Annotated in this window: 13 protein-coding genes; 8 read left to right on the forward strand and 5 right to left on the reverse strand. The window is 69.8% G+C overall.

What is annotated here, in order from left to right:
• Positions 1-70: 70 nt before the first annotated feature.
• On the reverse strand, positions 71-2,317 hold the full coding sequence (locus tag VF584_22665; protein HEX8212996.1) for an NADP-dependent succinic semialdehyde dehydrogenase: 2,247 nt from the start codon (positions 2,315-2,317) through the stop codon (positions 71-73).
• Between the two features lie 118 nt (positions 2,318-2,435).
• Between VF584_22665 and VF584_22670 the strand changes: the two genes are divergently transcribed.
• The 5 genes from VF584_22670 to VF584_22690 all read left to right on the forward strand — a co-directional run bounded on the left by VF584_22670 (position 2,436) and on the right by VF584_22690 (position 5,699).
• Complete coding sequence (locus tag VF584_22670; protein HEX8212997.1) at positions 2,436-3,233, forward strand: alpha/beta hydrolase; 798 nt, start codon at positions 2,436-2,438, stop codon at positions 3,231-3,233.
• Positions 3,234-3,247: 14 nt separating this feature from the next.
• Positions 3,248-4,138: a metallophosphoesterase gene (locus VF584_22675; protein HEX8212998.1), complete on the forward strand. Its 891-nt coding sequence runs from the start codon at positions 3,248-3,250 to the stop codon at positions 4,136-4,138.
• Positions 4,139-4,348: 210 nt separating this feature from the next.
• Complete coding sequence (locus tag VF584_22680) at positions 4,349-4,705, forward strand: hypothetical protein (GenBank protein ID HEX8212999.1); 357 nt, start codon at positions 4,349-4,351, stop codon at positions 4,703-4,705.
• Positions 4,702-5,313, forward strand: coding sequence for a class I SAM-dependent methyltransferase (locus VF584_22685; GenBank protein HEX8213000.1), 612 nt, complete (start codon positions 4,702-4,704; stop codon positions 5,311-5,313). Before VF584_22680 ends, VF584_22685 begins: the two co-directional genes overlap by 4 nt.
• A 92-nt stretch (positions 5,314-5,405) precedes the next feature.
• Positions 5,406-5,699 carry a hypothetical protein gene (locus VF584_22690; GenBank protein ID HEX8213001.1) on the forward strand — a complete coding sequence of 98 codons (294 nt, stop codon included), beginning with the start codon at positions 5,406-5,408 and terminating at the stop codon, positions 5,697-5,699.
• Positions 5,700-5,702: 3 nt separating this feature from the next.
• On the opposite strand, the gene VF584_22695 is transcribed toward VF584_22690, so the two are convergent.
• Positions 5,703-6,002, reverse strand: a complete 300-nt coding sequence (locus VF584_22695) for a hypothetical protein (GenBank protein ID HEX8213002.1) — start codon at positions 6,000-6,002, stop codon at positions 5,703-5,705.
• A 187-nt stretch (positions 6,003-6,189) separates the two neighbouring features.
• On the opposite strand from VF584_22695, the gene VF584_22700 reads away from it, so the two are divergent.
• A complete protein-coding gene (locus VF584_22700; protein HEX8213003.1) occupies positions 6,190-7,983 on the forward strand; it encodes an EAL domain-containing protein in 1,794 nt (597 codons plus the stop codon).
• A gap of 205 nt (positions 7,984-8,188) precedes the next feature.
• Here VF584_22700 and VF584_22705 read toward each other — a convergent pair whose 3' ends face one another.
• The 3 genes from VF584_22705 to VF584_22715 form a co-directional block, all read right to left on the reverse strand.
• Positions 8,189-8,650 (reverse strand): YaiI/YqxD family protein, encoded by a 462-nt coding sequence (locus VF584_22705; protein HEX8213004.1) that lies wholly within the window; start codon positions 8,648-8,650, stop codon positions 8,189-8,191.
• A 128-nt stretch (positions 8,651-8,778) separates the two neighbouring features.
• Entirely contained in the window at positions 8,779-15,561 is a 6,783-nt protein-coding gene (locus VF584_22710) for a HEAT repeat domain-containing protein (GenBank protein HEX8213005.1), read from the reverse strand.
• Between the two features lie 214 nt (positions 15,562-15,775).
• Positions 15,776-16,009, reverse strand: a complete 234-nt coding sequence (locus VF584_22715) for a hypothetical protein (GenBank protein HEX8213006.1) — start codon at positions 16,007-16,009, stop codon at positions 15,776-15,778.
• 320 nt (positions 16,010-16,329) lie between these two features.
• On the opposite strand from VF584_22715, the gene VF584_22720 reads away from it, so the two are divergent.
• A complete protein-coding gene (locus VF584_22720; GenBank protein HEX8213007.1) occupies positions 16,330-16,827 on the forward strand; it encodes a hypothetical protein in 498 nt (165 codons plus the stop codon).
• 148 nt (positions 16,828-16,975) lie between these two features.
• Positions 16,976-18,949: a hypothetical protein gene (locus VF584_22725; protein HEX8213008.1), complete on the forward strand. Its 1,974-nt coding sequence runs from the start codon at positions 16,976-16,978 to the stop codon at positions 18,947-18,949.
• Positions 18,950-19,072 lie beyond the last annotated feature (123 nt).

Genomic DNA, 19,072 nt, shown 5'->3' on the forward strand with positions numbered 1-19,072 from the left:
ATGAATCGCGCCCCTACCAGATCTGTGCGACCCGGACTGCAGTCGAGTGTAACGAGCCGGGGGTGAGGGCCTACTCCGCCGCCGGATGCTCCCCCGGCCCCCCGCCGTCCTCCATCCAAACCGTCTTCACGTTGACGAACTCGCGGATGCCGAAGGCGGCCAGCTCGCGCCCGTAGCCGCTCTGCTTGACGCCGCCGAAGGGGAGGCGCGGGTCCGAGGCGACCATCGCGTTGACGTAGGTCATCCCCGCCTCGATGCCGCGGATGAAGAAGTCGGCCTCCGCCTCGTCGCGCGTCCAGACGCTGCTGCCGAGGCCGAATACGGTGTCGTTGGCCAGGCGCAATGCATCCTCCGCGTCGCGGGCGCGGTGGAGGAGGGCAACGGGGCCGAACACCTCCTCGTGGTACGCGGGCGCGTCGCGGGGGATGTCGGTGAGGATGGTCGGGGCGTAGTAGAAGCCGGGTCCATCGATGCGCTCGCCGCCGACGAGGACGCGTGCGCCCATCTCCACCGAGCGGCGCACCTGCTCGTCCACCTCGTCGCGGATGGCGGCGGTGGCGAGCGGGCCCACGTCCGTCGCGTCGTTCATCGGATCGCCGATGCGGAGGGCGCGCATGGCGGCGATGAAGCGCTGTTCGAACTCGTCCGCGACGTCCTGGTGCACGATGAAGCGCTTGGCGGCGATGCAGCTCTGGCCGTTGTTGATGACGCGCGCCTTGACCGCCGTGCGCGCCGCCGCGTCCAGGTCGGCGCTGGGCATGACGATGAAGGGGTCGCTCCCGCCCAGCTCCAGCACCGTCTTCTTGAGGTTGCGCCCGGCGCGCTCGGCCACGCTCTGCCCGGCCGGGGTGCTCCCCGTGAGCGTCGCGGCGCGGATGCGCGGGTCGTCCAGGATGCGCGCCACGGCTTCCGAGCCCACCAGGAGCGTCTGGAAGGCGCCATCGGGGAAACCTGCTTGGCGGAAGACGTCCTCGATGGCGAGCGCGCACTGCGGGACGTTGGACGCGTGCTTCAGCACCCCGACGTTCCCCGCCATCAGCGCCGGCGCGGCGAAGCGGAAGACCTGCCAGAGCGGGAAGTTCCACGGCATCACCGCCAGCACCGGCCCCAGCGGCAGGTAGCGGATGAAGGAGCGCCTCGCATCCGTCTCCACCTTCTCATCGGCCAGGAGGCGCTCGGCGTTGTCCGCGTAGTGGCGGCATGCCCACGCGCACTTCTCCACCTCCGCGACGGCGGCGGTGAGCGGCTTCCCCATCTCGGTGGTCATCAGCCGCGCGAGCGTATCCTTGCTCTCCGCCAGGATCTCGGCGGCGCGCATCATCCACGCGGCGCGCTGTGCGAACGAGGTATGGCGGTACTCCTGGAACGTCGCCTCCGCGCGCTCCAGCCGCGCGTCCACCTCGGCGCCGGTGAGCGCGTCAAAGGTGCGCAGCGTCTCGCCGGTGGCGGGATTGATGGTCTGTATCGGCATCGATCTCTTCTGTTCTTGTTGTCGACTCTGTGTCTCTGTGTGAGGCCCTACCCCACCCTCGAACTCGTGCCGCACCTCGGTCCAGCGGTCCGACTCGGGATCGATGGTGCGCTCGGCGAAGAAGACGCGGCCGTCGCGGCGAATGCGCAGGACGGTGGATGCGCGCGTGCCGTATGCAGCCGAGGAAATGAAGAGCGATGAAAGCATCCGCTCCGCATAGAGGCCGACGCCGGTGTCCGGGAGGCGCTCGTCGGGGGCCGGGTCGCGCAAGGCGAGGGTGCGAAAGAGCGATGCTTCCATCGCAGCCTCTGGCCCGGCGAGGATGCGGGCCAGATCGTCGCGGCCGCGCTCCACCTTGGGCCAGGGGGTGTCGAGGAGGGCGTTGCTGAGGCCGTGCACCCCCGGCTCCACGCGGACCGGGCCGGGCGCGCGGTTGGAGAGCCACCACGCGCCGCCCGCATCGCCCGCCAGGAGGTTGAAACCATTCCACTCGTCCGCACGTGGAGCGAGTGCGGCCAGGTACGCCTCCACCGGTCCCGCGCCGCGCAGGAAGCCGGAGACCAGCCAACCGCGCGAAGGGGCGTCGGGGCGCTGCGATACGGTGGGCTCGCGCACGTTGGTGACGGCGGCCCAGCGCCCGTCCCGCGCCACCCCCAGCCAGGTGCCGAGGCCTTCGAGATCGCGGCCCGCGAGCACGCCCGGCGCATCGCTCCACCAGGCGGCGGCCGCGGCGGGGCGGTCGTAGCGCTCGTCGCGGTTGGCGGCGAGCACCAGCGGGTATGTGGAATGCATCTCGCAGGCGAGCAGGATCAGGCACATCAGGGTGGCGCCAAGTATGGGATTCACTTAGATTTGGGGGCGCCGCGCCGCCCGCGGCCCGCCGCAATCTAACGCGGCAGAGCCCCGCCGGCAGCCGCCCTCCGCGGCCCGTTCCACAGCCCTGACACGAACCCGAGCGGCGACGATGCTTCACCACCGGACCCATCTCCTGGCACCCGAGCACGACTGGGTCGTGTTCGTGCACGGGGCCGGCGGCAGCTCGTCCATCTGGTACCGGCAGGTGCGCGAGTTCCGCAAGCACTTCAACGTGCTGCTGGTGGACCTGCGCGGCCACGGCGAGTCGCGCGAGCCGCTCCACCTGTGGGGGCAGCACGAGGACTACACATTCGAGGCCGTCTCGCGCGAGATCCTGGAGGTGATGGACCACCTGGAGATCCCCGCCGCGCACTTCGTGGGAATCTCGCTGGGGTGCATCGTCATCCGGCAGCTCGCGGAGATGGCGCCGGACCGGGTGCGCTCGATGGTGCTCGGCGGCGCCGTCACGCGCCTCGACCTGCGCTCGCGCGTGCTGGTGCACGCAGGCGACTGGGTGAAGCGCATCGTCCCTTTCATGTGGCTGTACCGCCTCTTCGCGTGGATCATCATGCCGCGGCGGCGCCACCGCGAGAGCCGCTCGCTCTTTGTGAACGAGGCCCGCAAGCTGGCGCAGAAGGAGTTTCTGCGCTGGTGGCGCCTGACGCTGGAGGTGACGCCGCTGCTGCGCCTCTTCGAGGAGCGCGAGATCCCCATCCCCACGCTCTACCTGATGGGCGACGAGGACCACATGTTCCTTCCGCCCGTGCGGCGCATCGCTTCGAAGCACCGCGCCTTCACAACGCTGACGGTGGTGGAGGACAGCGGGCACGTGGTGAACGTGGACCAGGCGAACCGCTTCAACCGCATCGCCATCGACTTCATGCGCGGCCTGCGACCGGCCGCGTGACGGGCAGCCGGCGGGTGGTCTCACGCGGAGGCGCGGACACGCGGAGTGGGCTGGTTGCCGCGCTGCTCGTCCTCGTCGCGGCCGCGTGCGGGAGCGACGAGCGTCCGATCGGGAAGCGCGAGCGGGTGTCGCTGCTGGCGGCGGGGGACGTCGCGTCGTGCTGGTGGCGCGCGGACGAGGCCACGGCGCGCATCCTCGATCGCATGGATGGCGTGGTGGCGGTGCTCGGGGATGCGGTCTACCAGTCGGGGACCGAGTCGCAGTTCGCGGACTGCTACGGCCCAACCTGGGGCCGTCACCTCGACCGCACCCGCCCCGCGCTGGGGAACCACGAGCGGCGCACGGAGAAGGGCGGGCCGTACTATCGCTACTTCGGGGCGCGCGCCGGCAAGCCGGGCGAGGGGTGGTACAGCTACGACCACGACGGGTGGCACGTGGTGGTGCTGAACAGCGAGGTGGAGATCGACGCCGGTTCGCCGCAGCTCCGCTGGCTCGCGGCGGACTTGCGGGCGCACCCCTCGCGCTGCACCATGGCGTACATGCACCGCCCGCGCTTCAGCAGCGGCAAGCATGGAGGGTCCAGACGGGTGCTCCATGCCTGGCGCGTGCTGTACGCCGCGGGGGTGGACGTGGTGCTCGCGGGGCACGACCACATCTACGAGCGCTTCGATCCCCTCAATCCGGTCGGTGATCTGGACCGCCAGCGCGGGATCGTGTCGTTCGTGGTCGGCACCGGCGGCGCGCCGCTCTACGGCCGCGGCGACAAACAGGCCCACTCGCGCGCGCTCAGCAACGACGTGCATGGCGTGCTCGCCTTCCGCTTTCGGCCGGACGGCTACAGCTGGGAGTTCGTCCCCGTCGCCGGCGACCGCTTCCACGACCGGGGCGAGGGGCGCTGCCACTGAGGCCGGTGCCGCACACCGGGGGCTGAACACCGGGGGCTGAACACCGGGGGCTGAAGCCCCCGGCTGGAACGACGGGAAGCCCACTGAAGTGGGCTCGAGAAACGCTAGATTGGACCCGGAGTCCGCGCTGGCGGACTTTGTGTGGTTCCAGCGGACTTCATTCGCTCCTGGATTGCGGAACTGCTCTGCCCCCTCTGGCCCGGATCGCACATGAGCGAGCTCGACAGAAGTATCGTCAAGATCGGAACGCTGGCGCTGATCGTGTGCGCGGTAGGGGTGGCGCGGGCGGAGAAACCGATGCGCAAGGGCGCGCCCGCTCCGCTTCACGTGGTGCTGCGCCGCCCACCTCCGTGCGTGACGGGGGACAGGATGGCGCACAAGCCGCCGGTCCCCGTCGCTTCCATGCCGGCGTACAAGGGCGGCGACGACCGCATCGTCCCCGTCCCCAACGTGTGCGGGGCGGTGCCGGGCAAGGATGATGCGGCGGCGGCCCTCCGGCGGCTCCGCGCGGACCTGGAGCGCATCCAGATGCTGAAAGAGGCCGCCGTCCGGTCGCCGCGGCGTTGAGCGAGCTGCGCTCTCGCTTCGGCGAGATCGACATCTACCTCTTCGACCAGCTCCTCAAAGGCCGCTTCGACGGCGCCCGCACCGTGCTCGATGCGGGGTGCGGCTCCGGGCGCAACCTCGTCTACTTCCTCCAGAACGGCTTCGAAGTCTTCGGCACCGACCGCGATCCCGACGCCGTCGAGCGGGTGCGGCGGCTGGCGGCGCGGCTCGCTCCGCACGCGCCTCCCGAGCGCTTTCAGCACGCCACCGTCGAGGCGATGCCCTTTGGCGATGCCTCGATGGATGCCGTGCTCAGCAGCGCCGTCCTGCACTTTGCCGATGACGAGGCGCACTTCGCGGCGATGCTCTACGAGATGTGGAGGGTGCTGCGGCCCGGCGGCCTCTTCTTCGCGCGGCTCGCGTCGAGCATCGGGATGGAGGATCGGGTGGAGCCGCTCCAGGGGCGCCGCCATGGCCTTCCCGACGGCTCGGAGCGCTTCCTGGTGGACGCACCCTTTCTCGCGCATCACGCCGGCCGGCTCGGCGCCCTCCCGCTGGACCCCCTCAAGACCACGATCGTCCAGGACCTGCGCGCCATGACCACGTGGTGTCTGCGCAAGCCGGGATAGAACAGCGGGTTCTGTGTGATGCTTTTCGCGGTTCGGCGGGGTTTGTGCAGTCCGATGCGCGGAGGCGGGTGAACGGAGCGGAGAAGAGGACGATGTCGCGAGCGTTCGTAAAGGAAGATGCGGGGGATGCGGTGCCCGGGCGCTTCATGCTGCCGCCGCGGGACGACCCGGGGTTCGACGCGGCGGCGGCGCGGGCGCTGCTGGAGGCGGCGCGCGACGCCAACACCCCCAGCGCCGAGGCGGCTACGGGGTACCGCTGGGGCGAGCCGAAGCTGCACCGCCACGTGCGCCGCCTGCTGCGCGAGGCCGAGGCGCTCCCCGAGGAGGAGCAGGACCTGCGCTACGTGCGCGTGGCGCGGCGCTTTCTGGGGCCCGCCGCGCAGTAGCGGCTAGCGTGCTTCCAGGGCGCGCAGGTGCTCGATCCCTTCGGGGAGGATGTGGACGCGCGGGCCGTGCGGAGGCTCCAGCCGGCCGCCGCCGCCGCGCTGGATCAGCCCCGCGGCACGAAGCTCGTCGATGATGGTGAGCGCCACCTCGTACGGCAGGCCCAGCTCGTCGCCGATGATCCCCACCGGCACCCAGCGGTGAGGATCCTCCTGTGAGACATCGGCGATGCGCCGCAGAAATGCGTTGCGCCGCAGCTCGGATACCGCGCTCTGCACGTCGGTCCCCTCGGCCATCTCCGACATTTTGACGCTCCCCGGTGGATGTTTGGAAACAATCCAGAGTGGGCAATCCGTGTGCCCCGGAGTGCGCCCGCGCGCAACCGGCGTGAACCGTGCGGAGAGGCGCCGTGGGGGGCCGCCCGGCAGCCCGCGAGGAATCCACCTGTAACGGAACGATGCGGCACCACGACACTCCCGGCAGCCCGTGCCGATGAAAACGCCCACCACCCCTCGCTCGCCCGAGACCGACGAGCTGCTGCGTACCCTGCAGCAGCGCGAGGAGTGGTTCCGTGCGGTCTTCGAGGGCTCCGCCATGGGGATCGCCGTGGTGGACATGAAGGGTCGCTTCATCGACGCCAACGCGGCATTCCTGCGCATGGTGGGGCGCACCGCGGAGGAGATGAATGAGCTGCCCTTCGCGTCGCTCGACCACGAGGACGACCAGGAGCGCGACAGCCGCCTCTTCCGCCGGCTGGTGGCGGGGGAGCTGGCGCACTACCAGCTCGAGAAGCGGTACGTCCGAAAGGATGGCACCGAGCTCACCGTGCGCCTGACCGCCTCGGTGGTGCGCGACGCGGAGGGGCAGCCGCGCTTCTGCGTTGCGATGGTGGACGACGTCACCCAGCGCACCCGCGCCGAGGCGGAGCGCGAGCTGCTGGAGGAGCGCCTTCGCCACCTGGCGCTGCACGATCCGCTCACCGGCCTCCCCAACCGCGTGCTCCTGGCGGAGCGCATGCACGAGGCGTCGGAGGCTCCGGAGGGGGAGCCGGGGAAGTGCGCGGTGCTCTTTCTGGACCTGGACCGCTTCAAGAACGTCAACGACTCGCTGGGCCACGGCGCCGGCGACGAGCTCCTGCGCCAGGTTTCCGCCCGCCTGGCCGCCTGCGCGCGCCCCGGCGACACGGTGGCGCGCTTCGGCGGCGACGAGTTCATCCTCTTCCTCCCGCGCGTTTCCGGGAAGGAGGAGGCGCTGACGGTGGCGGGACAGGTGCGCGACGTTCTGGCCGCGCCGCTGGAGCTGGGGAGCTACCGCACCTACACCTCGGCCAGCATCGGCGTGGCGCTGGGGGAGTGCCCGGGGGAATCGCCGGACGAGCTGCTGCGGAACGCCGACATGGCGATGTACCACGCCAAGGCGGGGACCAGCGGCACCCACCTGGCCGTCTTCGACGCGTCGATGCACCGCGCCGTCGTCGAGCGCCTGCGCCTGGAGACGGACCTGCGCGCCGCGCTGGAGCGTGGGGAGCTGCGCCTCTACTTCCAGCCCATCGTGTCGTTGGATACGGGTGCCGTGGTTGGCGCGGAGGCTCTGGCGCGCTGGGAGCATCCGGTGCACGGCCCGGTGCCGCCCGACCGCTTCATCCTGCTGGCCGAGGACACGGGGCTGATCGGGGCGCTGGGCGCGTGGGTGCTGGACGAGGCCGCGCGGCAGATCGCGTGGTGGCGCTCCGAGCTTCCGGAGGCCGCGGGGCTGGAGGTGAGCGTCAACCTCTCCGCTCGCCAGCTGCGCGAGCCGGGGCTGGTGGATGCCGTGGCCGCCACCCTGCGCGAGCACCGTCTTCCGCCGGGCGCCCTCAAGCTGGAGCTCACCGAGAGCTCGCTTGTGCAGGACCCCGCCGCCGCCGCGGTGGTGCTGCGCGCCCTCAAGAAGCGCGACGTGCAGGTGTACCTGGACGACTTCGGCACGGGCTACTCGTCGCTCAGCTCGCTCCACCGCCTGCCGCTGGACGCGCTCAAGATCGACCGCTCCTTCGTGGCGGGCCTCGACGGCGGCAGCACCGGCGCGCACAAGGGCGCGGAGATCGTGCGCACCATCGTCGCGCTCGCCCGCAGCCTTGGTGTGCGCGTCGTCGCCGAGGGCGTGGAGACCCGCGAGCAGCTCGCCGCCCTGCACGACCTGGGATGCGACTTCGCGCAGGGCTACCTGATCGGCCGCCCCGTCCCCGCCGACAAGTTCGCCCAGTCGTTCCTGCAGGGGCGGGGGGAGAGCGAGCTGGTGGGGTGACCCCCCGGCGAGTGAACTCGCTGCAACAACAGCACAAAGTCCGCCTTCGCGGACTCGGGGTCTGATCTCGCGCTTCTCGGCCGCCGGCCCAATGTTCGCCCCCCGCACCCACACCCCCCCCGAACCTGCGAAGGCAGGTTTCCCGCGGTTGTTGCAGCGGTTTCAACCGCCGGGATCCACCCGGTTCTCCACCCTCTCCAGTCCCCTACCGCACCCCCCGCATCGCCTTCGTCAACACGCGATCCAGCGCGGCGGCGAAGGCTTGTTTGTCGCGGGCGCCGTAGGGGCGGGCGCCGCCCGTCTCCACGCCGGCGCCGCGCAGGCCGTCCATGAAGTCGCGCACCGCCAGCCGCTCGCCGATGGAGTCGGCGGTGTACTCCTCGCCGCGCGGGTCGATCACGGCCACGCGCTTCTCCACCAGCGCGGAGGCCAGCGGGATGTCCGCGGTCACGGCCACGTCGCCGGGGGCGGCGTGCTCGGCGATGTGGAGGTCCGCGACGTCTGGGCCGCCCTCCACGCGGACGGCGGTGACGAACGGGTTGTCGAGGGGAACGGGGAGGCGCTGGTTGGCCACCATCACCGTTTCCAGCTTCAGGCGCAGCGCGGCGCGGAAGACGATCTCCTTGACGTCGCGCGGGGCCGCGTCGGCGTCGATCCAGAGCTTCACGGGCGGGCCGGGTGGAGGGTGGGGTGGGGGAGCGCAGGAACGGTTCCGTGCGGCGACTGGTTCTTTGTGAGCGGACGGCGCGTGGTGGGGATCGGTGCCGGCGAGCCTTTGTCTGAACGGCCGGGGGCTCAGGCGGCGAGCGGGAGCGACTCCGTGTTCTCCGTGTGGTCGATGAGCCACTCGTACACCCATGCCCGGGCGGCATGCTGCAGCGGATCGTCCGTTTCCCGCGAACGCGCCAGGTCGGCCAGGACCGCGATGCGCTCGGGCGAGCCGAGGAGTGGCGTGTCTCCCGCGCCGCTCAGGATCAGCTCCGCCTGGGAGTCGTCGGCCCCCGAAAGGCGGAGCATCGCCCTCAGTACGCCTGGAGATTGGCGTTGACGCCTGAGCAGGTGCATCGCGTTCAGGCGCACGTTGAGGTTGTCCGTGTCGAGCAGCGGCAGGAGGGCCGATACCAGGACTTCGGAGGGACCCCACTCATCTAGGAGGTCGGTGATCTGCTCCTGAAGCCACTCATCGTCCGCCCTGAGCAGTGCGGCGAGCGCGAGCACCGAGAGCTCGTCGGACTGGTTCCACTCGCGGAGGAGCCCCGCGGCGGTCGCCCGCACCCGCAGGTCGCCGCCGTCTAGAAACCCGACGAGCACCGCCGTCAGTGACTCGGAGGGCTCCAGCTGCTGCAACAGCTCATGCGCTCCGAACCGCAAGTCCATGTCCGCGACCTCGCACAACCCCATCAACGCGCCGACGACCACCTCGTCGACGTGTCTGATGCCGATCAGCAGACGGCTCGCCCCGAGACGCACGTGAGGGGCATCGCAGCGGAGCAGCGCGAGCAGGTCCGGGACCAGCCGGTCGGCCGGAGTCCCGAACTCCAGGAGCAGCCCGGCCGCGGCGAGCCTCACCTCCGGCTGCCGCGCCCCCAGCAGCTCCCTCAGCGACGCGTGCAGTGCGGGCGAGCGGGGTACCGTCGTCAGGAGCCGTGCGGCGGCATCCCGTGCGCCCGCGTCATCGGTGGCGAGGAGGAGCAGCAGTGTCCGCTCCAGCTGTTCGTCGAACCAGCCAAATTCGTGGAGCAGCCGTGCGGTCACCACGCGGGTCGGGACGGTTGCGGAACCAAGCAGCGGGGCAAGACGTGTGAAGAGGGTGCCGGATCTCGGAACCTTTCTGATCCACTCGATCGCCCTGACGCGCACGTCCGCGTCGGCGGAGGCGATCTGAGCGGCGAGCACGTCGATCGTTGCTCCCCCGGCTGCGTCCCATAAACCGGGAAAACTGTCCACCGTCCACCCCCGGGGTGCAGGCACGGACGCGGCCAGTTGCAAGATCTTGCTCACGCGCACGTCGGTCTGCGGCGTGACGCCGATCAGCTCACGGGCGCTCTCACGGATCAGATAGTCGTTCGCGCCAAGCAGCGATGCGAGCGTGCTGTCCAGGCTTTCCCCCGAACAGCCGGTGTCGCACAGGAAAGTGCATGCGAGAATCCGGACCTGGTCGTCGTCCACGTCGAGCAGCGGTTCGACGTTCGTGTAGAATTCCTCCCGTGACAGCATGGACGCCAACACCCCGCCGGCCGCGTGGCGGATCTCAGAATCATCTTCCGACATCAGGCGCACCAGGGAGGTCCTCACCGCCTCGCCCGTGTCGCCCGCCCATTTCATCAACCTGGCCGTGGTCAGCCGGACGGAGGGATCCTCATGGCTGAGCAGGGGCGACAGCAATCCCGGGATGGTGCTGGAGGGCGGTCGCGAGACCAGGAGTTTGGCGGCCTCGGAGCTCACGAGCGGATCACGCGACGGCAGAAGCGATACGAGCCCCTGTTCGAGCGCTTCGCCGGTGTGTCCGGCGCTGCACAGCAGACGGGCTACTTCAACCCGCACCCCCGGGTCGATCCGTGAGATAGCTGCCAGGAGCTCCGGCGCGGGCACGTCCGCGGGCGGGAGCTGGTTGAGGAACCGTAGGGCGGCGGACCGCACCGCGAAATCCTGGGCCTCCAGGAGATCCACGAGCGTAGCGGGTATGCTCCGGCTATCGTGCCCCATACCGCGAAGGAGAACGGCGGCCTCCAGCTTTGCGCTGCCGGAGCCATCCCGCACGGTTTCCAGCAGCACGCCGGCGATGTCCGGTCCCCGGTAGTCGAGGCTGCCGAGCAGCTTGAGGATCTCGATCCGCGCGGCGTGGTTGGGCGTTCTGATCAGCGGCAGGAGTGCGGGGAGTATCTCGCCCCGCGGCGCTTCCCTGAGAAGCCGGAGGGCGTAGGACCGGATCGCCGGGTCGGCTTCCTCCAGGAGCGGCACGAGCGATCTGGCCAACGCGGGGCTGCGGTGGTCCGCCTCGCGCAGGAGCCGCGCAGCCTCGATGCGCACGTTCGGCCGGCCTTCCTCCAGGACCTCCTCCAGGGCGTCGACCGCGGCTTGGTACGCGTCGGGTTGAGGGCGTTGGTATCTGGCCTGGAGCCGCGTGAGGACTCCCCTAATCCCCCGAACCGGCGTCGCCCCTGCGTTCCCGCGGATCTCTTTCAGCCTCGGCAGGGCATCCCTCATCAGCTTCGTCGCCGTGGCGCGAACGGTCCGGTCGGCATCGCCAACCAGGCTTCCAATCTGCCGGAAGAGCTCGACGCCCTCGAATCCTACCGATGCGAGCAGCGTAGCCGCACGGATCCGAACCTGGCTGTCCTCCGACCGAAGCAGCTCGGCACACGCATCCACGAACTCCGGGGCAGAGGGCATTCGCGCCAGTAGCGCGAGCGCCCTTCCCGCGGCGGAGGAATCCCTGTCCGCGATGCAGCCGAGCAGCGCGCGGATGAGCGAAGGTGTTGGCGGCAGATCCGCCAGCCGCTTCGATGCTTCGCGGTGGATCGCGCCACTCTCGTTCCCGAGCAGGGCTACCAGGGTGGGTACGAGCGCGTCCACATCGTAGCCGAGCTCGTGCAGCAAAAGGGCGGAACCCAGTCTTGCTTCTGCCTCGGGATCTTCGAGCAGTGGCTGCAGCGCGTCGATCAGCGGTCGCGGCGGAGATCCGAACTGATGGAGGAGCCGAGCCGCATCAACGGTCACTCCGGCATCACCCCCGGTGAGGAGCTCGGCCAGCCGAGCACCGGTCTCGCAGGTGTAATCCGTCTCCGAGATCAGCCGCGCCACATCGGCCCGCACGTCGACGTTACCAAGCGCCAGGGCACGGAGCAGCAAAGGCGCGGCCCGGGCGAAGCGTGGCATCTTCACCAGCGCGCGGGCAGCCTCCGCACGAACCTCTGGGGTCTGCGACCCGAGAAGCCGCCCGAGCGCTTCCGCGACCGGAGGCGACGGGGGGAGCCTCGCCAGGAAGCGAACGACATCGGCATCGTCGGTTCCGCCTTCCGCGAGATCGGCCAGCGCCGAATCGAGCTCGGGCCCCTCGTAGCCAATCCCACACAGGAGGCGGGTAGCGGCACGCCGCGCACCGGCGTCGCGCACGGCGAGGCTTGGCACCAGTCGGTCGATCAGCGGCTGGGATCGCGGCAGACCGGACAGGAGCTGTTGAGCCTCGTTCGGGATCATGTCGCTGGGGTGGTCCAGCAGCGGAGCCAGTGCCTCCACCAGTTCGGGCCCCGTATAACCGGCTCTTCGCAGCACGCGTGCGATCTGGATACGGGAGAGGGGCGTGGCGGACTCCAGGTGCGGGACGAGGGTTTGGCCGAGCCTCGCCGGTACCGGCAGCTTTTCCAGCAGCCGGGAAGCGTCCGTCCGCACGGTTTGATCCTCGTGCAGCAGGAGGGGAGCAAGGGCCATCGCCACCTCCTCACCTCGGTAGCTCGTCTGCCAGAGCAGCTCCGCGATCAGCAGGAGTGCGGCAGGGATCTCTGTCCCGACCTGCGCCGCGATTGCGGCGACCAGCGCGGCGGAGTGTGGGAGTTCTCTCAGAAAGCCCGCCGCCGCGGCCCGGACGCCGGGGTCATCGTTCTGGAGTAGCGGGGCCATCGCCCGGGCCAGTTCATCCGGTTCGCACTCCCAGTGCCGCAGCAGGCTTCCGATCCGGAGGCGCGCACGCGGGGATGCGATCTGCATGCGCTCCACGAGCGCGCTGACCAGCCCCTCCGCTCGAGGAAGCTGGGCGAGCAGCCCGCGCGCCTCGGTCCAGACCCCCTGCTCTGAGCTCTCCAGCAGCTGCACGAGTGCGTCTTGCAGCTCCCCGCCGGCGTACCCCAGGCGCCGCAGCAGGACCACAAGGTCAAGCCGCGCGAGCGGATCCGGCGTGGCGAGACCTGCCACGAGGCCCTTGATCGCGGCTTCGGGAAGCTCGGGCTGCTGCCTGAGCAGATCCGCGGACTCGCCGCGAATCACGGGGTCGGACGCGAATGCCAGCGGCACCACACGGCAGGTGAACGCGGTGCCGGTATAACCCGCCTCCCGCAGCAGCCTGCCGGCAAGGACGACTCGCCAAGGGTCTTCGGACTCCATGGCTCCGGCCAGCGTGCGGACGGCCTGCTCCTCAGCCGCGACCGCGCGCACCAGGGCGAGGTGATCGGCCCTGTTCCGCGCACCGAGCCCTTCAAAGAACCGCATTAGCGAGACCAGTGTTTCCTCGCCGGCGCCCACCAGGAAGTCGCGGACGGCGGACTCTACCTGCGCAAACGGATCGGCAAAGGTGCGCAGGGCAGCCCAGCTCTCCGCGGTGTGAACCCCGGCCCGCGCCAGACCCAGCGCGGCGTGGCACTGCACGTTCTTGTCGGCGTCGTATAGGAGGGCCGAGCAGAGACGGAACCCGTCGGGGTCCGTCGCGGCGGCATTGGCCAGGAGTCGCGCAGCCTCCATGCGGATTTCCCAGCTCGGATGGGTGGTGAGAGTCTCGAGCGCGGCGATGAGCGGCTTCTCGGGCCGTACGCGGGGAAGGGAGCGCACGATCTTGACGAATGCGGAGATCAGCGGGCGGTACGGGTAGGTGCGGACCGCGGCAGCCAACTGCTGAATCACGCGTTGCGCCGTCGTCCTCCGCGCTCCGACGTCGTCCGCGATGCAAGCTGCCGCTAGCAGCAGGCGAGAGTGCGTGAGCGGCTCGTGTACGGGTAGGCTGTCGTCCATCAGGGCTTCCACGATGCCGCTCGCCGTCTTGCCATCGCGCTGCACGACACCCACGTAGCCGACCGCCAAGAGCACCACCTCGCGCCAGCGGGGGTCGTCGGCGAGCGGGACCAGCCTGCGGGCGGCCTCCCCGGTGGGTGTGGCGAGCTCCACGGCGGCCAGGAACTCTTCGAAGGTGGGATGCCAAAAGGCGAAGATGTTGGTCCCGCGTTCTTCGAGAACCCCGGCGCGGTCCGCGGCGGCCCGCAGGTAGCTTTCCGCCGTCGCTTCCGCGTCCTCTTCGTCATATTCCCGCTGCTGAAGCACCTCGACGAGCCGGTTCTTCAGCTCGGTGCGGTGCATGATCCCCGTGTTGTTAGTTCGCCGCGTCCACTCAGCGATAGTTCCCCAGACCCGTACCAAGCGGTCCAGGGGCAACGTCACGCCACCGACGTCCTTCCCGGGGAGCGATCTCCACTGGTTCCAGGTATCCATAAGGGTGTTGACCGCCCGGTTGTAGAGCTGCACCCGCTCTTCCGGCAGCCGGGCCTTCTCATAGCGGATCAGCGATACGATCACCAGCATCAGGGGGTTGGCGGCCAACTCGGCGACCTTGGAATTGCGCTTGAGCTCTTCGATCAGCGACCTGGCCTCCATCTCGGCGTTCTGGAAGTTCGGAGCGCCGGGATGTTGCTTGATCTCGCCCGCGCGCTGCCACTTGAAGACGAACTCCTTGACCTGGTCTGGAGTGAAATTCGGCAGCTGGAAATGCGGGACGTCGCCACGGACCGGGATGTAGCCGAAGGGTCGTGACGTGACGATGATGCGGTTCTGGCCATGGCCCGCGATCAGGTCGTCGACGGCCTGCACGACGGCGGCGCGGGCATGGCTCTCCGGGACTTCGTCCACGCCATCGAGGATGATCAGGGCGCTTCCGTCCTCGAGTGCGCCCATGACCGCTTCCACCAGCGCCCCTCCTCCCCTCTCGCGCATGCGCTGCGCGATAAAATCGTGGAGCGCCAACCCGGGCCGGCGGCGGCGTTCCTCCGCGAAAAGCGCGAGAGGGAGCAGCACGGGTAGCGGGGACTCGTTCCACCCGAGACGTGTGTGGACGGCGTCGCCCCCCAGCGCGCAGACCCGCGCGAGGTAACGTGAGAGCGTGCTCTTGCCCACCCCCGGGCTCCCGATGACAACCGCGTGCCGCTCCGCCAGGAGCGCGGCGCCCAGCGGGCTGCCTTCGATGCCGCGCTTCTCCCCGCCCCACCTCTCGCCGGTTAGCACGGCGTACTCCTCCTCGACGCGGGCGCGCTCCTGTGGGGTGAAATCGGCCTCCCGGGTGAGCCGGCGGAGGAGCTCGCGCTCTCTTTCCCTGAGCGAGGTACGGTCACGCTCAGCCACCAGGTGCGGCATCACGTAGATCTCGTCCAGCTCGAGCGACGTTACGTGTGCGGCCCGCGTGGCGCCTTCGATCCCGCGGTGGTCCGCATACTGGAATTCCCGGGCGACGCTGCTCCGGTAGGCGACGAGCGCCGTCATCCTGGCGAAGGCGCCGAGCTGTTCCCCCTCGATGCCCATGCCCCGACTACGCAGCACCGACAGCAGCTCCGCGTGCAGGGCGAAGGTGCCGGCCGCCCAGGCGCCAAGGACGGCGATGTCTTCGTTCGTCTGCTGGCCGATCTCGAAGAGGCGCGCAATCAATGCCCGCTGCTCCTTTTCGCTGCGGTCTGCCGAAAACTGCTTCCACGCCTCGTTCGGGATCTTGGCGAGGAGGCCGACGAGGGGAAGCTCCGCGAGGCCGGCGACGACGGCGGGGAGGTAGGCGCGGAGATCCTTTGGCAGTTCATCGGGCGCGCCGGCGCGGACGATTTCCTTGGACATGAGGAGGCAGTTGATTCGCGGGGATTTACAGCGGACGCCGGGGAATATAACCGGGGGAACGGACGGCACAATTCAATTAAGGCCAACTCGCGTGGCAGGCGGACGCAACGCGCGCCAGAGCAACTTCCGGGAGGTTCAGTCGCGCCGCGAGAGCAGCGAGGGAGTAAACGGGTGGCGGAGGCGCGGAGATCGGTCCGCGCCTCCGTCCGTGCGGCTACTGGTTCTGCTGCAGCCGGCGTCCGAGGATCTGCTTTGCCTGGTCCGCGCGCCGCCCGTCCTCTTCCTTGACCATGCGGAAGAACTGCGCGAGATCCTCGTCGCCGCTCTGTTCCGCGTCGCGCACGAACTGGTCGTACGTCTCGGCGCCCTGGAGCGCGTGGAAGAGGATGCTGACCAGGTTGTAGGTGACGTCCGCCGTCCCGGTGTTCCCCTTGCTCTCTGCCGACATGCTCGCCTCGTTCTGTGCGGGTGGATGCTTGCTTGTTGCGGCGGGCGGCGGTCGCAAATCCAGGACCGCGGGGGAACTGCCGTTTCACACAGAGCCGCGAAGGGGAACGGCAAGGGCACAGAGGCTCCGTGTTCTTGCCCGTTTCCTCTGTGTCTCTGTGGTGCGCCGTGCAAGGCTCCGGTGAGCGGATTGGTGCGAGGGGGCGGGGCGGCTCCCGCAGGATGGCGGTGGGTCGCGACGTATCGGCAATGCGCCGGAGGGCGCATACTTGTGAGGGTCATCATTCCATCGCGCCAACAATTTCAACTCAAGAACGCAGAATGCTCCGCTCGCTGATCCTGGCGCTCGTCGCCTGCATGGTTCTCTGCGCCCCGGCGCGCGCCCAGACCTCCTCCGCGGCGCCCGCGGACTCGCTGCTCCAGGCGGCCCGCGCCGATGCGGACCGGGACGCGCGAGACCCGTTCGTGGGGGGGTACTTCGGCGCCAGCTTCCTGGGCGGGGCCGCCCTCGGCCTCATGGCGCCGGTCGCCGCCCTGTTTCCGAACAGGGAAACGGCTACGGCCGCGGCCGCGGGAGGCGTGCTCGTGTTCGCGACGTTCGATCAGGCGGGGCAGCCGGTGAGGACGCTCCCGGACTCCATCCAGTGGCGCGTGGCGGACGAACCGATCGAGTACCAGGAGGCGTACCGCGCGGCGTATGCGCAGCGCCTGGTGAGACGGCGCGTCAGGGCGGCGAAGACGGGGGGGATCACCGGCACGCTGGCGGGGCTTGGGTTCTTTGGCTTCCTGGCCTATTCGTTCGCGACCGCGGATTTCTAGCCGGCGCAGGGTGGCGACGCGGGCACTCGCAAGCGATATTCACGGGACAACGAATGTTCCGGATCGTCACACACGCACATCGTAGCGCGTTCTTCTTCCGCCCCGCCCCCGCTCGCGGCAGCGAATCACCCGCATCTCCCGAAAACGCATGATCCGTATCGGCTTCGCCGCGCTCGCCGTGGCGGCACTCCTGGCCGGCTGCAAAGATGGCGGCCCCGCGGGGCCCGAAGTCACCGACACCACGGCACCCGCCGTCGTGATGCCGGAGCCGGCGGTGCAGTTCGCCCCGAACTGGCGTTATCACAACACCGGCCGCGGCACGGTGGGCGGAACGCTGACCGACGACCAGCAGGTCACCCGCGCCACGGTGCAGGTGAACGGCGGGGCGGAGCAGCCGCTCAGCATACAGCCAGGCAAATCGGTGAGCTTCCTGGCGGATGTGGAGCTGCCCCTGAATGGGGACAACACGGTGGTGGTGCACGCCTACGACGCGGCCGGCAACCGCGGGAGCAGCGCGCCCCTCGTGATGACGATCGTCACCGTGGGGCCACCTCCGGCGGACGTCAGCTTTCCGGTCGATGGGGCGACGTACAGCTACACGTCCACCGTGGGGGTCAGCCTCTCTGGCACCAAGAACTCCTACGCGGTCGGCTACAGCCTCAACGGCGGGGCGTTGGTACGGCTCGGCTATGGGCCCTCCGCGTGCAACTTCGTCTGCTACACCTCGCGGCTGGCGAACCTCCTCCCGGGCGAGAACGTCCTGGAGGTGTACACGTACGACATGGCCGGCAACCGCACGGTGAGGACGATCCGCTTCAGGTGGAACGAGCTGCCCCGGGTGAACGTCACTTCGCCGGGATTCGGCACCGTGCCAATGGGCCCGGAGAGCGAGCTGCGCATCACCGGGAGCGGCGACCACGGGCAGAAGGTCGCCCGCCTCACCTGGCAGGTGAACGACGGCCCCGAGCAGGAGCTCCCGGGAGCCGGCGGACCGACGGCCACCTTCGAATTCACGGCGCCCCTTCGCCTGGGAACGAACCAGGTGAAGGTCAACGCCTACAACTCCGCGGGGTCCAGGAACTCCTACGTGGTGGATGCGCTGCGCACCCTTCCGTCCAGCACGCCGGGTGCGTGGGCGTCGCTGTCGGCGGGAAATCAGGCCGCGTGCGGCCTCACGACCGCGGGCCGGACGTACTGCTGGGGAACGTATGACGCGCGCGGCATTCGCCCGGTGCCGGAGGCGGTGGCCGGCACGCCTTCGTTCGCACGGGTTTTCTCGGGCAAGCAATTCAACTGTGGGATCGGTGGTGACGGAGCGGCGTTCTGCTGGGGGAGCCAGCCGGCGCCGGTCGCGGGCGGCCACCGCTTCGCGCGGCTCTCCCTGGGCGGCACCCCGTTCGCGTGTGGGACGACCGTGGAAGGTGACGCGTACTGCTGGGGAGAGGGTTCAGCGGGCCAGCTCGGCAACGGGACCACGGGCGCGGGGATGGGGTCAGCCGTGCCGGTAGCCGTGGCGGGAGGCCATCGCTGGAAAGACGTCTCCGCCGGGCAGGCGCACGCCTGCGGCCTCAACACGGCGGGTGCCGCCTTCTGCTGGGGGAGCAACTCCGCCTCGCAGCTGGGGAACAGCTCCTACGCCCCCAGCGCCACTCCGGTGGCGGTAGCGGGGGGGCACACCTTTGCGTCCGTCAGCGCCGGGGGCAACAGCAGCTGTGGGCTGGATGCCGGGGGCACGGCGTACTGCTGGGGAGCCCTTCGCGCGCCGGGGGGCGTCATCTCCCCGGCGCCACCCGCTCCCGTGCCCGGGGGGCTGACCTTCCGCTCGATCACGGTGGGGGACGACCACGCGTGCGGCCTCACCGCCGCGGGGCGGGCCTACTGCTGGGGATCCAATTACTGGGGCCAGGTGGGGAACGGCACCTCGGGGGCCGGTATGGTCGCGGAGCCGGCGGCGGTGGCGGGCGGCCTCACCTTCACGCAGCTCACCGCCGGCTACGGATTTACCTGCGGCGTGACGTCCAACAGCGCCGCGTTCTGCTGGGGCCACGGGATCAATGGCCAGCTTGGGAACGGCGCCACCGGTAAATCCTCCATCCCGGTGAGGATGCTCGATCCGGCCTGATACTGTTTAGAGAAAGCCGGTGTGCATTCCTGACCGGCTTGTCTCACGCAGAGGCGCAGAGACGCAGGGAGAGCACAACAGAGAAAAGCTTCACACGGAGGCTACAGAAGGAACTGAAAGCCA

The organism is Longimicrobium sp. (assembly GCA_036389135.1).
GTDB lineage: Bacteria > Gemmatimonadota > Gemmatimonadetes > Longimicrobiales > Longimicrobiaceae > Longimicrobium.